This is a genomic window from Flavobacterium selenitireducens (assembly GCF_014748335.1).
GTDB lineage: Bacteria > Bacteroidota > Bacteroidia > Flavobacteriales > Flavobacteriaceae > Flavobacterium > Flavobacterium selenitireducens.
In genome coordinates this window covers 121,113-137,168 of record NZ_JAAVIY010000003.1, presented here as the reverse complement: position 1 = coordinate 137,168, position 16,056 = coordinate 121,113, and the positions used below count along the sequence as shown (strand labels likewise).

Below are 16,056 nucleotides of genomic sequence, written 5' to 3'. Positions count from 1 at the left end.
TTGATTTTAGAGAGCGTATAAACTTTACGTTTATTTTTTTATTATCTTGTTTTGTCTTTATTTTTGAGGCGACAAATGTAATATAAATTAAGAGATTTTTAAGACGTAATAAAACGAATTCCGATGTTAAAAGAAGTTGTCGACGTGTTGGTTATTGGTGCTGGTCCTTCCGGATGCGTTTCGGCTGCCCATCTGCACAATAATGGTGTGAAGGTAAAAATGGTCGAAAAACAGAAATTTCCGCGTCTTGTCGTCGGTGAAAGCCTGATTCCGCGCGTGATGGACCACTTTCACGAAGCGGGTCTTTTCCAATCGCTCGACGCGATGAGCTTCGAGAAGAAACTCGGGGCGCGCTTTATCCGCGGCAACGAGATCTGCGTTTTTGACTTCAGCGACAAATATGGCGAAGGTTGGGATTGGACCTGGCAAGTGCCGCGCGGCGATTTCGACAACACGATGGCAAAAGAATGCATCGCCAAGGGAATCGACCTTGAATTCGAATCGGAGGTGATCTCGGTCGAATTTGACGGAAGCGATTCCCGAACCGTCGTCAAGGACAAAGACGGCAACCTCAAGGAAATCCACGCGAAATTCATTATCGACTCAAGCGGTTACGGCCGCGTTTTGCCGCGTTTGCTCGACCTTGACACACCGTCCCATCTCGATCCGCATTCGTCGATTTTCGTCCACGTCGAAGATATTAACAGGCCAGAAGGCGAGGAAGGCACGATGATCTCGTTTGACATTCTGGAAACCGAGGTCTGGCTTTGGGTGATCCCGTTCTCCAACGGCAGGACGTCATTGGGCGTTGTCGGACCGACCACTTTCATAAACTCGTTGTCCGAAAGCAAGGACAACCGCGAAGCATTGAAGAACGCCATACAGCTTTCCGATTTTTACGTGAAGCGATTCGGCGGCGTCGAATTTTTGTTTGAGCCAGTGAAACTCGAAAATTACAGCCGGTCTGTAAAGAGAATGTACGGTGACGGGTTTGCCTTGACCGGAAACAGTTCGGAATTCCTTGACCCGGTCTTTTCGTCTGGCGTTTGCTTCGCTACGGAATCCGGAATTTTGGCTGCAAAACTATACCTGAAAGGGCAAAGTGGCCAAAAAGTGGACTGGGAAACCGAATTCACGGGCTATATGAGACGCGGCATAGGCGTATTCACGACTTATGTGAAAGAATGGTATACTGGCAATCTCCAAACTTTATTTTTCCATCAACCGGAAAACCTCGATGTTAAACAAAAGATTTGTGCGGTTTTGGCGGGATACGTCTGGGACGAAACCAATCCGTTCGTCAAGAAACACGACAACGTCATCAAGAATATGGCCTATCTGATCAACCAGGAAAAAGAGATGGCCGCGAGCAAGGTCTGATCCTAATCAAAAAGGCATTCTAACAAGGATGCCTTTTCTAATTAATTGAAGCGCTTGACCTGCATCGCAAAGTTCTTCGCGAGTTTTTCGTACGCACCCGAAATCCTGTCGCCGAAATCATTGTAATTCTTGTTGGTCAACCCGATGGATTTGTCGAATTCGATCGAAAGCAAAACATTTGACGGATTTTGCGTCTCAAAGACCGTAAGTATGGCCGTTACTTTGGATTCCTCCCCTCCCATTCCAATGCCGTAGCCCGGATAAAGCCACTTCGTCTTCACGCTCAGCGTGTATTTCGCCGACGCATTTTTCGCCATCGTTATCTGGCCCTTGTCAAAACGCCCGTTAAAATACGCGATGAAGGCCGGCTCGTATTTTTGTTCGCGGAACGCATACCAATCTTCGACGAATTTGTCGGCTCTTTCGATGTCTTTCTTTCGCTTGTCGTGTTTGGACTTGAGGAAAGCTTCTTCAGATTCGAAACCGTGGATTTGCATCCCGGCATAGTCGAAAGTCACATTATAGGCGGTAATACCGTGAAGCGCATCCAATTTGCCGGAAAGCACCTCGAATCGTTGCGCCGCCGCCGATGTAACTACAAAAAAAGCGATGATAACGTATCTCATCTGCCAAAAATAAAAAAAGCCCGGTAAGTTCCGGGCTCAAATTTTTACTTGAGGACGATTTTTATCAAGACGTCTTCTTTATTTTTCTTATACGCTTCCATCAGCAGCAAATTGTCTGTGACCTTCATCATGCGATCAGCCGAAATCTGGTGCAATTTGAAATCCTCGACCTCCTTGGCGTTGAGGATCGATCCGCGCGTGGAACTTCCGTCGGCATCCGAAATGCGAACGACCGTCAAATATCCCTTTTTTCTATCCGAATAGGTCGCCGGGACTTTGTCGTCCGTAATATCGACATTGTCCGGATTGTCGAAAAAGACAAGAAAACATTCTTTGTCGTTCGAAAAATAGTTGAAGCCCATGCTTCCACGCCCTTGCATCCCAAATTGTTGCTTCGGGATTTTCTTCATCCAACCCAACGATCCGTTAGGCAAAATTTTGGCGACGAGCATGTCGTTGTAGTGATACGTGTAATAGGTGTTCATCCCGCCGTTCATTCCGCCGCTGGTGGTGTGCAAGACCGAAAAATATTGTTCGGCCGCGAGAACGATGCTGCCGTCGGGTTTTACTTCGAGATCGCGCAAATGAAGATCGTAGAACTTTGCTCCTTCGCCCTTTTCTTCTTTCTTCTCGTTCTTGCGCTTGGTCTTCTTGCTTTCGTTTTGATTGAGCAGTTCCAGAGGAATTTCGTGCGTGAACATATCGTAAAGCGTGCCGTCCGGCTTCATTTTATATGTAATGATACCGTCGCAGTTCTTGTAGTAATTGTAACCGTCACGCGATCCCTTGGAAAAGAATCCCGTCCTGTTCATCCCATTGTTGTAAAAACCTGCAACCACGACATCCCCTTTGCCATTGCCGAAGAAGGCGAGATCGTTGATGAACGCATCTTTCGCGTCAACCTTGGTTACCTGGAAACTATCGGAGCCAGGTTTGAGCGTAAAGAGCTCGAGATGATAGTTTGGCGTCGTATCATCCTTTTTCTTTTTCTCATCTGTCGTATCGTCGTGGAAAATGCGGTTCAACATGTACACATTTCCGATGCCGTCCACGTAATAATCGAGATTGTCCATTTGCCTTTCCGTATAAGGCATCGTCAATTCGCGCTCGCTTAGTTTGTTCATGTCGCCGTCGAACGCGATCAGCCCGATTTTGTCAAAGCTTTTCGTATCGCGTTTCTTCTCAGGAATGCGTCGGAATTTGACAAGGAAGTTCGAGTGATCATACGAAACGTAGATCGGGAATTTGTCCGTTAGGTTGAAATCCATCACACGCCCCGACGCTTGCCCGGAAACTTTGCCTTGAACCTGTAAAATCAACTTTTTGCCGCCGACGAATTCGCCTTTGTCCAGATCGATTTCCTGGGTAAAAAGTTGTTCGATTTTGTTGTCGCCGTCCCATTGTGTGAAAAACAACTGCACTCTGCCCTTGATATACGCGATGCGCTCATAGACGGCGTTTTTCGGAAATGCATCCTCATACAGTTTCATGCTTACCTGGGCAGGCTTGTCGGTATCGAATTTCTGGATGTAAATGTCGCGTTTGTCGATTTTCACGGCGATGGCCTTGCCTTCCTCGCTGATGTAGTACTTATCGTCTGCGTCAACGACCCGGTACGGCTCACTGATCTTGTACTCGTAATCCTTTGAGAGCGTCTTGTTTTTTTGCGCGTTGCCCATCGATGCGGCAAGCACCGCACAAAGCAATAAAATTTGTTTCATTTTGTTTTTGGTTTGGGGCAAACTTAGTATTTTCCCACAAACCACCAATAAAAAAAGCCCTATCTTGAGAAAAGGGCTTTTTTACGATAAATGAGCGTAATTTACTTTGCTTTCTTTCGGATGTCGTTCGCCAATTCCTTCCCCATTTTCGCGTAGGATTCAGCTATGCGCCCGCCTGAATTGAAGTCCATTCCCATTCCGACGGCTCCAGGCGATCTCTCTATTCTCACCGTAAGTACGACGTTGCTCGGGTTGGCAGTTTCAAAAAACGTGACCAAGGCAGTCACCTCGGCGTTTTGGCGGCTCACTCCGACGTTGTAACCCGGCTGGATCCACTCTGTTTTTACCTTCATCGTGTACTTTGCGCTGGTAAGTCCTTTGTCGGCTTTTACCGATCCGTCATCGAAACGCTTGTTGAACGATTCGATAAATTTCGGCTCATAGCGCGCCTCGCGATCGGCGAACCAATTCTTGCGGAAATCTTCGTCCTTTCCTTTTTCTTCGCGTTTTTTCATTTTGTCGGCAAGGAAATCCTCCTCGTTGTCAAATTTCGCAACTTTGATGTTGGAGTAATCAAATTCCACGTTGAATTCGGTTACGCCCGCAAGATTTTTATAATCTCCGGATTCTACCTTTTTCTTTTGGGCAACTGCGGCCGTGGCGACCAACAGCAAAACGAACATTGCTTTTTTCATAATATCTTGATTAGTTGGGCCAAAAGTAATTATTTTTCCGAAAGACGGTATACGTCATTTGCCGTAATGTTCGCCCATTAATAATAATCCTATCGTATTGTGGCAACCAACTTTAGCGTTATATTTGCCGATTAATTCCAAGCTTCGCCCAAATGGCGGCTGGTTCCCGTGACACGATGAACCTCAGCTTAAAGCCGACAGCACAAAGCTTATTGCAACAGAAAATGAAAAACATCCGCAATTTTTGCATCATCGCCCATATCGACCACGGTAAAAGTACGTTGGCCGACCGTTTGCTTGGCGCGACCCAAACCGTAACCGCCCGCGAAGAAAAGGCCCAGTTGCTCGACAACATGGATCTGGAACGCGAACGCGGCATCACGATAAAGAGCCACGCGATCCAGATGGATTACACTTATAAAGGCGAAAAATACACGCTCAACCTCATCGATACACCGGGACACGTCGATTTCTCCTACGAAGTTTCGCGTTCCATCGCTGCTTGCGAAGGCGCACTTTTGATCGTCGATGCGGCGCAAAGCATTCAGGCGCAAACGATTTCCAACCTTTACCTTGCCTTGGACAACGACCTGGAAATCATCCCGGTGTTGAACAAGGTCGATTTGCCTAGCGCGAATCCTGAAGAAGTGAGTGACGATATCGTCGATTTGCTCGGATGCAAGATCGAGGACATCATCCACGCATCCGGAAAAACCGGGTTCGGAGTAGACAAGATACTCGAAGCTATCGTTGAGCGCATACCCGCTCCGAAAGGCAACCCTGACGAGCCGCTTCAGGCGCTGATTTTCGACTCGGTCTACAACCCGTTTCGAGGCATCGAAGTTATTTTCCGGGTAAAAAACGGAGAGATCAAAAAGGGTCAGAAGATTAAATTCATGGCGACCGGCAACGAATATTTTGCCGATGAAATCGGGACGTTGAAATTGAACCAGGTTCCGAAACCCGTCGTTTCTGCCGGGGACGTTGGTTACCTCATTTCGGGGATAAAAGAAGCGCGAGAAGTAAAAGTGGGCGATACGGTCACGGATGCGAAAACGCCGACGACAAATATGATCACGGGATTCGAAGACGTGAAACCGATGGTTTTCGCTGGAATTTATCCGGTTGATACCGAAGATTACGAAGAATTGCGCGCGTCGATGGAGAAATTGCAATTGAACGATGCGTCTTTGGTATTTGCTGCCGAAAGTTCCGCGGCACTTGGTTTTGGCTTCCGATGCGGATTCCTCGGGATGTTGCACATGGAAATCATCCAGGAACGCCTCGAGCGCGAGTTCAATATGACCGTGATCACAACGGTTCCCAACGTTTCCTATCTCGCTTATACCAAAAAGGAACCGGAAGTTGGGTTTGTGGTCAACAACCCGTCGGATCTTCCTGAACCGTCTAAACTGGACCGGGTCGAAGAGCCGTATATCAAGGCCACGATCATTACCAAAGCGGATTTCGTGGGGAATGTGATGTCGCTTTGTATCGAAAAACGAGGTCAAATCACAAATCAGACCTACCTCACAACCGAACGCGTCGAATTGAACTTCGATATGCCGCTGGCCGAGATCGTATTTGACTTCTACGATCGACTCAAAACCGTCTCGAAAGGATATGCTTCGTTTGACTACCATCCGATAGGAATGCGCACGTCGAATCTCGTGAAGCTGGACGTTTTGCTCAACGGCAATACGGTGGACGCTCTTTCGGCTTTGATCCATGCCGACAATGCATACAACATCGGCAAGAAAATGACCGAAAAATTGCGCGAACTGATTCCACGCCAGCAATTCGACATTCCAATCCAGGCGGCCATCGGAGCGAAAATCATCGCTCGTGAAACGATCAAGGCATTGAGAAAAGACGTTACCGCAAAGTGCTATGGTGGTGATATTTCGCGTAAGAGAAAACTCCTCGAAAAGCAGAAAAAAGGTAAGAAACGCATGCGCCAGGTCGGAAACGTCGAGATTCCGCAGGAGGCATTTATGGCCGTTTTGAAGCTCAACGATTGATGCTCAAATACAAAAATGAACAATCCCGATCAGCTCATGCCTGTTCGGGATTTTTTTATGGTTACATTCCGGGCCAGTATAAAATATTGTATTTGTGGCCGTCCGGATCGGCGAACCCGAAAGTGTAACCTTGTTCGAAATTTTGGGGCGCTTCGAAAATCGTCGCGCCCGCCGATTTCACTTTTTCGACCCATTGATCGACTTCTTCCCTGCTGTCTGCCGAAAGGGAAAATAAAACCTCGTTTTCGCGTTTCGCATCGACCCATTTCCCATCTTTGCCCATCTTGAGTCCGCTTTCCGTAAAGAAATTGATGACGAAATTGCTGTCGCCAAACGAAAAACTTACCAGATCTGCCGAGTTGTGTTTACCGTTTTGCTTGAATCCAAGATCGGAATAAAATTTTGACGTGACTTCCAAATTCCGCGAAATCAGGTTAGCCCAGATCATTCGTGTTTTCATATCGTTCGATAAATTGTTTTTTCATTAACAGATCGGTTTGCAGGTCTTTCCCGAGACGGAAATCGTGCTTGCCGAAAACAACAAACCCGTTTTTTTCGTAAAACCGGATAGCGTCGTGATTGTGTTCCCATACGCCGAGCCAGACGAAATCGAGCTGGAGATTCGAGGCGTGATCGAACGCAACGTCCAACAGCGACTGTCCGATCCTGAGATTCTGGAATCCCTTGTCGACGTAAATTTGCTGGATTTCCATCGCATTCTCGTCCTTGCATTCGTTTTGCGCCATACCGCGATTCAACTTCATATAGCCGACTGGCTGCTCTACCGAGACGGCGAAGTAAAATTTCGATTCCGGGTTCGCGAATTCACTGGCGATCCTGTCCGTTGAACGACTTTCGGCAATATAGGTGTCGATATCTTCTTTGGAATTGGCATCGGCAAAACTGTCCCTAAACGTTTTGATGCTAAGTTGGCGAAGCGTTTCCAAATCGGCTTGACCGACCTTTCGTATTGAAATGGTTTCCATAACGTGAATTTACAACCTTTTGGCCGGTCGCGTATATATAGTTCAACATCTCAATTCACATTGTTATAAGTCATGTGTTACAAAATATAATGTCACAGATTTTTTGTAACAGATCAATATATTGGTTTGACATTGTCCGTATCCACAACTTTGGCAACGGGAATAAAACGCTGCAACCGGACGCCACTATTCTTATCTTTGAAAAAAAACCGATGCAGGACGAGTCGCCAAAACGCTTCGACAGGATCGTTTCGATCTTGATCCAACTCCAGTCGAAAAAAATCGTGAAAGCCCAGGAAATGGCCGACCGTTTCGATTGCAGTTTGCGCACGATTTACCGCGACATACGCACACTTGAGGCATCGGGCGTCCCGATTTACTCCGAAGCTGGAATCGGATACTCGCTCGTAGACGGCTACCGATTGCCGCCTGTGATGTTCACGCGTGAAGAAGCCTCGTCGTTCATTGCCGCCGAAAAGCTCATGCAACAGTTCTCGGACCAGGAATTGGGCGACCATTACGCCTCGGCCATGTTCAAACTCAAAGCCGTCCTGAGAAGTTCCGAAAAAGAGTTGGTCGAAGAGATCGAATCGAACGTCTTGGTGCGTCATACCGGCGGGTTCGACCGATCAAAGGCACCCAACGCACTGGCGTCCATTTTTCGGAGTATTGGCGAAAAGCTACAGGTAAAATTGTTATACGAAGCCGTTGCGGCCGGCCAACCGGGAGAGCGCATCGTCGAGCCAGTGGGCGTTTTTCACGAAAATACGTTTTGGTACATCTTCGGATATTGCCATTTGCGCAACGATTACAGGCAGTTTCGCACCGACCGCATCCACAACATCCGCTTGACGGATCTTAAATTCGAGCGGCAACACGAGCCTTTGGAAACCTACCTGAATTCCTCGAAAGCCACAACAACGCTGGTTCGGATCGTTGCGGAAAAATATGTCGTACCGTTCATGAAATTCGATCGCAAACATTTCGGATTCACGTCAGAAATCGAGACGCCCGACGGATGCGAAATGACGTTTATGACGCGGGACGTGAACGATGGTTTTGCGCGCTGGTTCCTGATGTTTGCCGATTATGCGACGATCCTCGAGCCGCTTTCGCTTAACGACCGATTGCTCGAATTGATGGAACTTGCCAAAGCCCGCATAAAATCCAACGAAAAAAAGCCCGAAACTTCACGCCCCGGGCAAACTTTAAACCTTAAACTTTAAACCTTAAATTAAAACTCACCAACGCTCCCAAAAAAATGGCGGCTCGATGTTCAGCGCGCGTAAGTAGACGAACATTTGGCCTCTGTGATGGATTTCGTTGTCGATGAAATACAGGACGTTGTGCAGGATCGGGAAATTGTATTGCCCGAAAAGATTGAACATTTCCGGGAACCGCTCTTCAGGGATTTGCGCCCAATAGGTTTTGATTTCCTCGTCGGCTTCATCCCATTTTTTCAAGTATTCCGCCTTTGACGCGGGAACCGATGGTTCAATATACGGAACATCGTCTGAATTGGCGATCGCTTTCAGTGCCGGCCCGGCGATCGAGAGCAGTTCGTTGGCCAATTGCGCCGCAGTTCTCATGCCTCCGATCGAAAATTCGAAAAACTCCTTTTCCGGGAAAAGCTCGATGGTCCGGCGCGTCAAAAACCGGTGTCCGAAATAGTGCTTCAGCAACTCGTCTTTGCTGATGATAGGCATTGTGGTTGTGGCTGTTGTTTCCATGATGATGTGTTTTATTTGTTATAGCCCAAAATTAAAACCGTCGAGTGACAACCGTTTGTCAGCAGCAAAACTGGAAGTCGCTTTTTTTAGTTGTCGTTAAGAGTTAGAGTGTCTTAAGATTAATATCTTTCGGACGCAACCCGGTTTTCATACGCTGAATTCGCGACATTCTATCCCGCCGAAAATCCCAAAAGCGTACCTTTGCACTTCAATTTTCCAAATATGTTAGAAAACAAGAATCCGCAGCGAACGAGCATTTCCCAATTGGGCGAATTCGGTCTTATAGACCATTTGACTAAAAATTTCGAGATCAGGCAGGACTCGACGCTGAAGGGAATCGGTGACGATGCGGCGGTTCTCGACTTCAAGGATAAAAAAGCCATCGTGACGACCGATTTGCTGATCGAAGGCATTCACTTCGACCTGGCATTCATGCCGCTCAAACATTTGGGTTACAAGGCGGTCGTGGTCAATCTGTCGGACATTTGCGCGATGAACGCCAAACCGACCCAAATCACGGTTTCCATTGCGATATCGAATCGTTTTCCGTTGGAAGCAGTTGAAGAATTGTACGCGGGCATCGCCTTGGCGGCCAATCAGTACAATGTAGATGTGATAGGTGGCGACACGACGTCGTCCCAGACCGGGCTTCTGATAAGTGTGACGGCTTTGGGACAGGCGGACGAATCGGAAATCGTATACCGGAACGGCGCAAGACCGAATGAGCTGCTCGTGGTTTCAGGCGATTTGGGATCGGCTTACATGGGCTTACAAGTTTTGGAGCGAGAGAAACAGGTTTTTCTCGTGAATCCCCAATCGCAGCCGGATCTTGACAATTACACCTATCTTATCGAACGACAATTGAAGCCGGAGGCACGGACTGACATCCGGACATTGTTGCATGCGTTGGAAATAAAGCCGACATCGATGATCGACATTTCGGACGGATTGTCGTCTGAAATCCTGCATCTGTGCAAACAATCGAATGTCGGTTGCAACCTTTTCGAGGAAAAACTGCCTATCGATCCTCAGTTGATCAACACCTGTGAAGAATTCAATATCGATGCGACGACCGTGGCCATAAACGGTGGAGAGGATTACGAATTGCTGTTTACGATTGGACTCGGGGATTTCGACAAGATAAAGGCAAATCCGAACTTTACCGTCATCGGACACATAACCGAGGAAAAAGAGGGCGCTCACCTGATAACGCGCGCCGATACCAAAATCCCGCTAAAGGCCCGAGGCTGGAACGCATTGGAATCGGAATAAAATAAAAAAGCGACACTCCCTAATGTGTCGCTTTTTTTGAGATCGTCAGTTTCTGGATAGTAGGTTAAGCTATAAAGACTGACTCATTTACCCTTGCGGGATTTTTTACTTAGCATTACCGGAACGAAGATACCGGGTGGTTTGCTATAAATGGTTACGGTTTCCCGCATAAATTGATGCGGGAAACCGCAAAATGTCATAAGTCCGGTTTTACAGCAAGCCTTTATTGCGGGCTTCCCTTATCAGATCAATGTCTGTAGCGCCTTTGAGATTGAAGGTTTCCTTGAGATTGAGCTTGCGTTTTTCTATGGCGCTCAACGAAAGCGGGACGAAGCTCGGAATGTCTTTCGTTTTGGTTCCTTTCGACAAGTGGTAGAGGATTTGCTTGTCGAACTGGTCGACGTCTATGTTGTCGTATTGTATTTGGGAAATGAGTTTTACGACGGTTTGGCTATAGTAGTTTTCCTCGTGGAGGATTTTGTCGAACGCGGTCAGCAACTCGTCGAAAGTCAGATCGTTTTTGATGATCAGGCCGTTCGGATTGATGTTTTTGACGATGTTGCTGATCTTGAGCAATTCGGTGTGCATCGTAAGCAGGATGATCTTGCAATCGGGCATTTGCTTTTTGATCAGCTGCGCCAGGTCTTCTCCGGAATGGATGTTTTTCTCTTCATAAGCGGGCATGCTGATATCGAAAAACGCGATGTCGAAGTCTCCGGTAGCCGACGCCGTTATGTTGTCGTATCCGGATTTACAGTCGCTGGCCTGTGTGATGGTAAACTCATAATCGGCGGAATTGTATCCTTTGATGGCGTTTTTGTAAGCCTCGATTATAAACGGATGATCGTCTACAATGAGAATGTTGACTTTTTGTGGCATTTCGTTGTTTGGTTAGGCGATGGCGGGCTCCGCGGAAGACTGTTGGCCTTCATCGGGTTTGCTTTCAGTAGGGAAAGTTATGCAAATTGTCGTTCCCTTTCCTTTTTTGGACTTAATTTCTAGTTGTCCGTCACATTCCTGTGTTCTCGAAACCATATTGGACAAGCCGATGCCTTTGCTTTTTTTGTTTACCGAAAACCCTTCTCCATTATCTGTGACCTCTAGTTTGAGGGTGCCATCCTGTTCTCGTAGGATTACTTTGATCTTTGTCGCTTTGGCATATTTGTTCACATTCTGCAACGCTTCCTGCACAATCCTGTAAATGTTGATTTTCAGGTTGTTGCTCACTTTCTCCCATGGAATGCGATCATCGATATCGGTTACGACTTCCGTCTCGAAATTGTTTGCTTGTTCCTCGAGAAGATTCGTCAAAATGGCCAGGAAGTTATTGATAAGCACGAATTTTTCCCGATTCAGGTCGTGCGATATTTCGCGAATGTCCTGTTCGATGTTTTTGAGTTCGGTAAGGTAATTATTGCGCTTCTCGGTTGCTTCGCCTCCGTCCATTTTGTTCAGGCTGTCAAGATTGAGACGCGCCCCGAAAAGCCGGCTTAGGACACCGTCGTGGAGTTCTTGTGCAATGCGCTTTTTTTCGCGTATACGCCCTTCCTCGATTTTGTTCTGTTGGGCGATCATCAGATTGTAAATTTCTTCATTCGCCTTTTGCTGGGCCTGCTTAAGCATCAACTCCCGGTTTTTGGCGCGCTGCGTCCTGATTACGAACAACAACAGTCCTATCATTACCGTCCCCACAAAAAACAGCAAAAGTGTCCTATTCTTTTCCTCTAGTTTGTCTTTTTGCAGCGAGATTTCATCCGTTTCGAATTGGATGCGAGCGAATTTGTCTTTTAGTTGGCGTTCTGTAAGTTGAACAGAATCATTAATTCTAATATATTGATCGGAATATTTTTGCGAATTCAAAGCATCATACGACGACAACTGTTTGAGTGGATTTAATTTTAGAATAGCATTTTGACTCTCTTCAGCAATTTTCAATGCTTCTTTGGTTTGATAAATAGCGCTATCAAGTTGCCCGATAGAATAGTAATATTCCCCCAATCTCGTTTTACTAAAACAAATTCCTGAAAGGTAATTTAACCCACTCTTAATTCTAATAGACTCTTCAAATAATTCCACGATTTGTTTTCCCTTCTCGCCTTTTTTGAATTTGGAGTATGCCAAATTATCTAATAAGACAGAGTATAGCAACGGATTTTCCCTGTCAAGGTTTTTTTCTTTTAACGCCTTCTCGAAATTTAAAATTGCTTCGTCATTTTTCTCCGCTCCTTGATAAACGTTGCCAATATTATTGAGGGTTGTTGCATATGGACTAGGCGATTGTAAAGGGCTATTTTCAACAATATTAAATGCTCTGTTCAGATATAATAGGGCATCATTATAGTTCTTTAGGGCATTCGATATTATTCCGAGTAACACCAAGGCTTCATAAGTTTTCTGAACGTCATCAGTATTTCTCAAAAGTTTTAGTGCGTCCAATGCGGCAGCCTCACTTGCATAATAGTCATTTTGATTCCATAAGATTTCGGCATTGTTGATTTTTACTGAAGCCAGATTTACTTTGTCATCAATCTTCGCATAAATTTTTTCAGCTTTCAAATAGTATGTAAATGCACTATCCTTAGCTATTTTGTATTTGTAATAATCTCCTAAATATACATATGCCTTTGCTTCGCTGATAGTGTCGTTCGCTTCAACAGATCTATCTAGCGCTTTGAACGACACTTCTTTATAATTTTCAAACGCTTCAATATTAAAAAATCGATTCGCAACCTTGAAAAGATTTACCCTACTCATCGAATCATTCGACGCCGTGAGAATCGCTTGATAAGCATTGTTATTAAACCTTTTTTTATCAATATCAGACAACGTGTCCGATCCCGCCAACCGTAAGTATACATCTATGCTGTCTATTTCGATAGGCTCTTTCGAACTCGTATCAAACGTTGGCTTTTCGCAGCACGTTGTGAGTAAAATAAAAATTATGAGTCCAATATACCTCAAGAATAGTATTGTTAAATTAATCCCACTTTTTTCGCTTGACATATTAAATCTTCCTCTGTGCTTTTAGGAACTCCAAGCACTTCTTTAAGATGTGCTTTTCTTTTATCAATTGCGCTTTGTGATAGCAGTAAATGATTCGGCAAATTTTTTGTTTTTACCCCTTTCGCAAGTAATTGCAAAATTTCTCTATTTATAGCATCCAAATATACTTTTTCCTTCGATACCTCATGTATGCTTTCGGTAACTGTCGAACTATATATTTTTGTTTCACCCCTCAGCACAGACCGAATTGAATTAATTAGTTCGTCAGGTGTAAAGTCGCTTTTGACAAGTAGAGCTCTTGGCTCAATGTCTTTTACAAGGGAATAAAGTACTAATTTTTCAATATGCGAAGTTAAAATAACAATTTTCGCATCCTTCCATCTTTGTTGAATGAGCAATGCTAAATCTTTTCCATTCGTCACACGATTATTACCTGAGGGTGGAAGATTTATGTCAAGTAGAACTAATTCAAAATATTGAACGGGATTGTTGATTATTGCAACGGCTTCATCACAATTTTTAGCAATATGGAAGTCAAATTTAAAACTTGCTTCAGCAAGTTCTAGGATGCTTTTGTAGCCCTCAATCATTGCTAGATGGTCTTCAATTATTAAAGTTCTCATATTATATTGGTATTTCAATAAAAAGTTTAGTTCCATTGGACGGCGACGACTGGATAAAGAATTTGCCATTAATTTGATCTAGCCTGTCATTTATATTTTTAAGTCCCATGCCACGGTGACTCTGGCCCTTCGCAAACCCCTGACCATTATCGGCAATCTCAAGTTTGATAACATCGGCTATACAGTTAAATTGTATTTGAACGAAAGTGCAATTTGAGTGTTTAATTGCATTGCTTAAAGTCTCCTCGAGAATCCTGTAAATGTTTAGTTTAACTCGTTTATCTATTCCATCCCAGTAAAGTTTTTTCTCATCTAAGTCCAAAATAAACTTGATTTCGGTTGATAACTGATATCGCTCGACTAGTTCCTGAACCAACTCCTTAAATTTGCCCTTCTGTCCAAGCTCATTGTTATTTAAATTATGGGCCAAACTCCTCAACTCAAGTTCAATTGACTGTATTAAATCGATTTGCTTAAAGCACAGGGAGTTATACCTGACGTTATTGTCTCTACAGAATACATACAAGCTTAATCTAACACTCAAAAGTTTATTCATCACACCGTCATGTAATTCTTTTGCGATCCTATTCTGCTCGACTAGACGCGCGTTTTCAACGGCAGATGCTTGCTTTAGCAAAAATTGGTAAAGTTTTTCTCTAGAATTATATCTCTCTTGAGCTAGCCTCATATTAATTTGCTTTGTCCGCTGCCAGACAATTACGAAAGTAAGGCCTAATATAATCAGCAAGAATCCGCAGATTGTTATAAATATCCATTTTGATTTGATAGCGCTGTTTCTATCTTCGAGCGCCTCAATCGTCTCATAATTAAGACGTGCGAATTTTCGCTTGGCCATTTGATCTCGGTTAGCGATACTGTCACGAAGACGCTCTCCAAGTACATCTAATGGATGTCGCGTCGGTGCAAGTTTCAATAATTCCGTAATTACTTCGGTAGATACAACTGGAAAATTATTTGATTGGCATTTGTATAGCCCTCTTCTTAAGTATTGTTCTGCCGAGGCGCTGTCTCGCTTTCTTAAGTAGAAGTTGCTCAAATGAATGTCGTTAATGATACTTCTATATACTAGTCGCCAATTATCGTTTATATTTTGGGATTTAATAAAAAATGGAAGGGCTTGGTCAATATTTTCTGACTCAAGCTTGCACATGCCCATGGCATCAAGCACATTTGCATAAAGTGAGGGATTTTTATTTTTTAAATCGTATGTAGTCAACACCTTACTAAAGTAATTAGTAGCTTCAACATTATTTCTTTTTAAATGATATACCAATCCAATATTAAATAAAGTTGTTTCTCTAAAAAACGCAGTACTATCCAATTTTCGATGTTCCAAGAAATTTAATGCTTTCAAGTGAAATTCCAAAGACTTCTCATAGTGATCCAGTTCCATATTTACGATACCAAGCAGGTTCAGTGACTTGTATTTTTGGCCGTCAAGTCCATTCCTTTTTTTACAGGCAATTAGAGCCCGCGTAGCAGAATTTTCTGCAAGAAAGTATTCTCCATAATGATATTGTAACTGGCCTTTAAGAATTAGAGCGTCAGACAAATCTCTTATATTGGTTGATTTAAGAAGAATACTCTCCGCGGTTAAAATGTGCCTATATGACAACTCCATTCGTTGTTCTACATAAAAAAATTCCGCCAAATTTAGATGTGCCCGTGCGATGAACGACTCTAAGTCGCAAGCCTTAAGAATTTTGTCATTTATGTCTTTGAATTTCGCTTTGTAACCTAAATTCCAATATCTATTTGCTATCTTAATGTCATTCGAATATTTAACTTCTTTTAGAAGCGTCCATTTATTCATCTCCTCAAGCCTTTCTAACAAATCCAGTTGCTGTTGAATTGGGAGATTTTCCATTTTATTAAAATTAAATAGTTTCGAAGTCTTGACACGAAGTTCAGATGCTGTAAATAGTACGGACACTAAGAAAATGATGATCGCCTTTTTCATAATTTTTGCAAACTAAAA

14 protein-coding genes are annotated in these 16,056 nt (G+C 44.3%); 4 read left to right on the top strand and 10 right to left on the bottom strand.

Features of this window, described 5'->3' with window-relative positions; all coding sequences use genetic code 11:
- The first annotated feature begins 123 nt into the window (after nucleotides 1-123).
- Nucleotides 124-1,380 carry an NAD(P)/FAD-dependent oxidoreductase gene (locus HC229_RS06500; protein WP_191019659.1) on the top strand — a complete coding sequence of 419 codons (1,257 nt, stop codon included), beginning with the start codon at nucleotides 124-126 and terminating at the stop codon, nucleotides 1,378-1,380.
- Nucleotides 1,381-1,421: 41 nt separating this feature from the next.
- Here HC229_RS06500 and HC229_RS06495 read toward each other — a convergent pair whose 3' ends face one another.
- The 3 genes from HC229_RS06495 to HC229_RS06485 all read right to left on the bottom strand — a co-directional run bounded on the left by HC229_RS06495 (nucleotide 1,422) and on the right by HC229_RS06485 (nucleotide 4,422).
- On the bottom strand, nucleotides 1,422-2,006 hold the full coding sequence (locus tag HC229_RS06495) for a hypothetical protein (protein ID WP_191019658.1): 585 nt from the start codon (nucleotides 2,004-2,006) through the stop codon (nucleotides 1,422-1,424).
- A gap of 44 nt (nucleotides 2,007-2,050) precedes the next feature.
- Nucleotides 2,051-3,727: a hypothetical protein gene (locus HC229_RS06490; protein WP_191019657.1), complete on the bottom strand. Its 1,677-nt coding sequence runs from the start codon at nucleotides 3,725-3,727 to the stop codon at nucleotides 2,051-2,053.
- A 101-nt stretch (nucleotides 3,728-3,828) separates the two neighbouring features.
- Nucleotides 3,829-4,422, bottom strand: a complete 594-nt coding sequence (locus HC229_RS06485) for a hypothetical protein (protein WP_191019656.1) — start codon at nucleotides 4,420-4,422, stop codon at nucleotides 3,829-3,831.
- Between the two features lie 224 nt (nucleotides 4,423-4,646).
- Between HC229_RS06485 and lepA the strand changes: the two genes are divergently transcribed.
- Complete coding sequence (gene lepA, locus HC229_RS06480) at nucleotides 4,647-6,443, top strand: translation elongation factor 4 (RefSeq protein WP_191019655.1); 1,797 nt, start codon at nucleotides 4,647-4,649, stop codon at nucleotides 6,441-6,443.
- Nucleotides 6,444-6,504: 61 nt separating this feature from the next.
- Here the strand turns inward: lepA and HC229_RS06475 are convergent, their stop codons facing one another.
- Together HC229_RS06475 and HC229_RS06470 are read right to left on the bottom strand one after the other, a co-directional pair.
- Complete coding sequence (locus HC229_RS06475; RefSeq protein ID WP_191019654.1) at nucleotides 6,505-6,903, bottom strand: VOC family protein; 399 nt, start codon at nucleotides 6,901-6,903, stop codon at nucleotides 6,505-6,507.
- On the bottom strand, nucleotides 6,878-7,429 hold the full coding sequence (locus tag HC229_RS06470; protein WP_191019653.1) for a GNAT family N-acetyltransferase: 552 nt from the start codon (nucleotides 7,427-7,429) through the stop codon (nucleotides 6,878-6,880). The genes HC229_RS06475 and HC229_RS06470 overlap by 26 nt, the downstream gene beginning before the upstream one ends.
- Before the next feature lie 89 nt (nucleotides 7,430-7,518).
- On the opposite strand from HC229_RS06470, the gene HC229_RS06465 reads away from it, so the two are divergent.
- Nucleotides 7,519-8,655 (top strand): helix-turn-helix transcriptional regulator, encoded by a 1,137-nt coding sequence (locus HC229_RS06465; RefSeq protein WP_332871634.1) that lies wholly within the window; start codon nucleotides 7,519-7,521, stop codon nucleotides 8,653-8,655.
- Nucleotides 8,656-8,670: 15 nt separating this feature from the next.
- On the opposite strand, the gene HC229_RS06460 is transcribed toward HC229_RS06465, so the two are convergent.
- Nucleotides 8,671-9,159, bottom strand: a complete 489-nt coding sequence (locus HC229_RS06460; RefSeq protein WP_191019652.1) for a DinB family protein — start codon at nucleotides 9,157-9,159, stop codon at nucleotides 8,671-8,673.
- Nucleotides 9,160-9,381: 222 nt separating this feature from the next.
- Here HC229_RS06460 and thiL point away from each other — a divergent pair, with 222 nt between their 5' ends.
- Nucleotides 9,382-10,431 (top strand): thiamine-phosphate kinase, encoded by a 1,050-nt coding sequence (thiL, locus tag HC229_RS06455; protein ID WP_191019651.1) that lies wholly within the window; start codon nucleotides 9,382-9,384, stop codon nucleotides 10,429-10,431.
- 210 nt (nucleotides 10,432-10,641) lie between these two features.
- Here thiL and HC229_RS06450 read toward each other — a convergent pair whose 3' ends face one another.
- From HC229_RS06450 to HC229_RS06435, 4 genes are read right to left on the bottom strand one after another with little or no spacing between them, the layout of a single operon-like run.
- Complete coding sequence (locus HC229_RS06450; protein ID WP_191019650.1) at nucleotides 10,642-11,310, bottom strand: response regulator; 669 nt, start codon at nucleotides 11,308-11,310, stop codon at nucleotides 10,642-10,644.
- A gap of 12 nt (nucleotides 11,311-11,322) precedes the next feature.
- Nucleotides 11,323-13,434, bottom strand: a complete 2,112-nt coding sequence (locus HC229_RS06445) for a tetratricopeptide repeat-containing sensor histidine kinase (protein WP_191019649.1) — start codon at nucleotides 13,432-13,434, stop codon at nucleotides 11,323-11,325.
- Nucleotides 13,404-14,057, bottom strand: a complete 654-nt coding sequence (locus HC229_RS06440; protein WP_191019648.1) for a response regulator — start codon at nucleotides 14,055-14,057, stop codon at nucleotides 13,404-13,406. Before HC229_RS06440 ends, HC229_RS06445 begins: the two co-directional genes overlap by 31 nt.
- Nucleotide 14,058: 1 nt before the next feature.
- The gene (locus HC229_RS06435; RefSeq protein WP_191019647.1) at nucleotides 14,059-15,945 is read right to left on the bottom strand and encodes a tetratricopeptide repeat-containing sensor histidine kinase; all 1,887 of its coding nucleotides are present in this window, start codon (nucleotides 15,943-15,945) and stop codon (nucleotides 14,059-14,061) included.
- Nucleotides 15,946-16,056 lie beyond the last annotated feature (111 nt).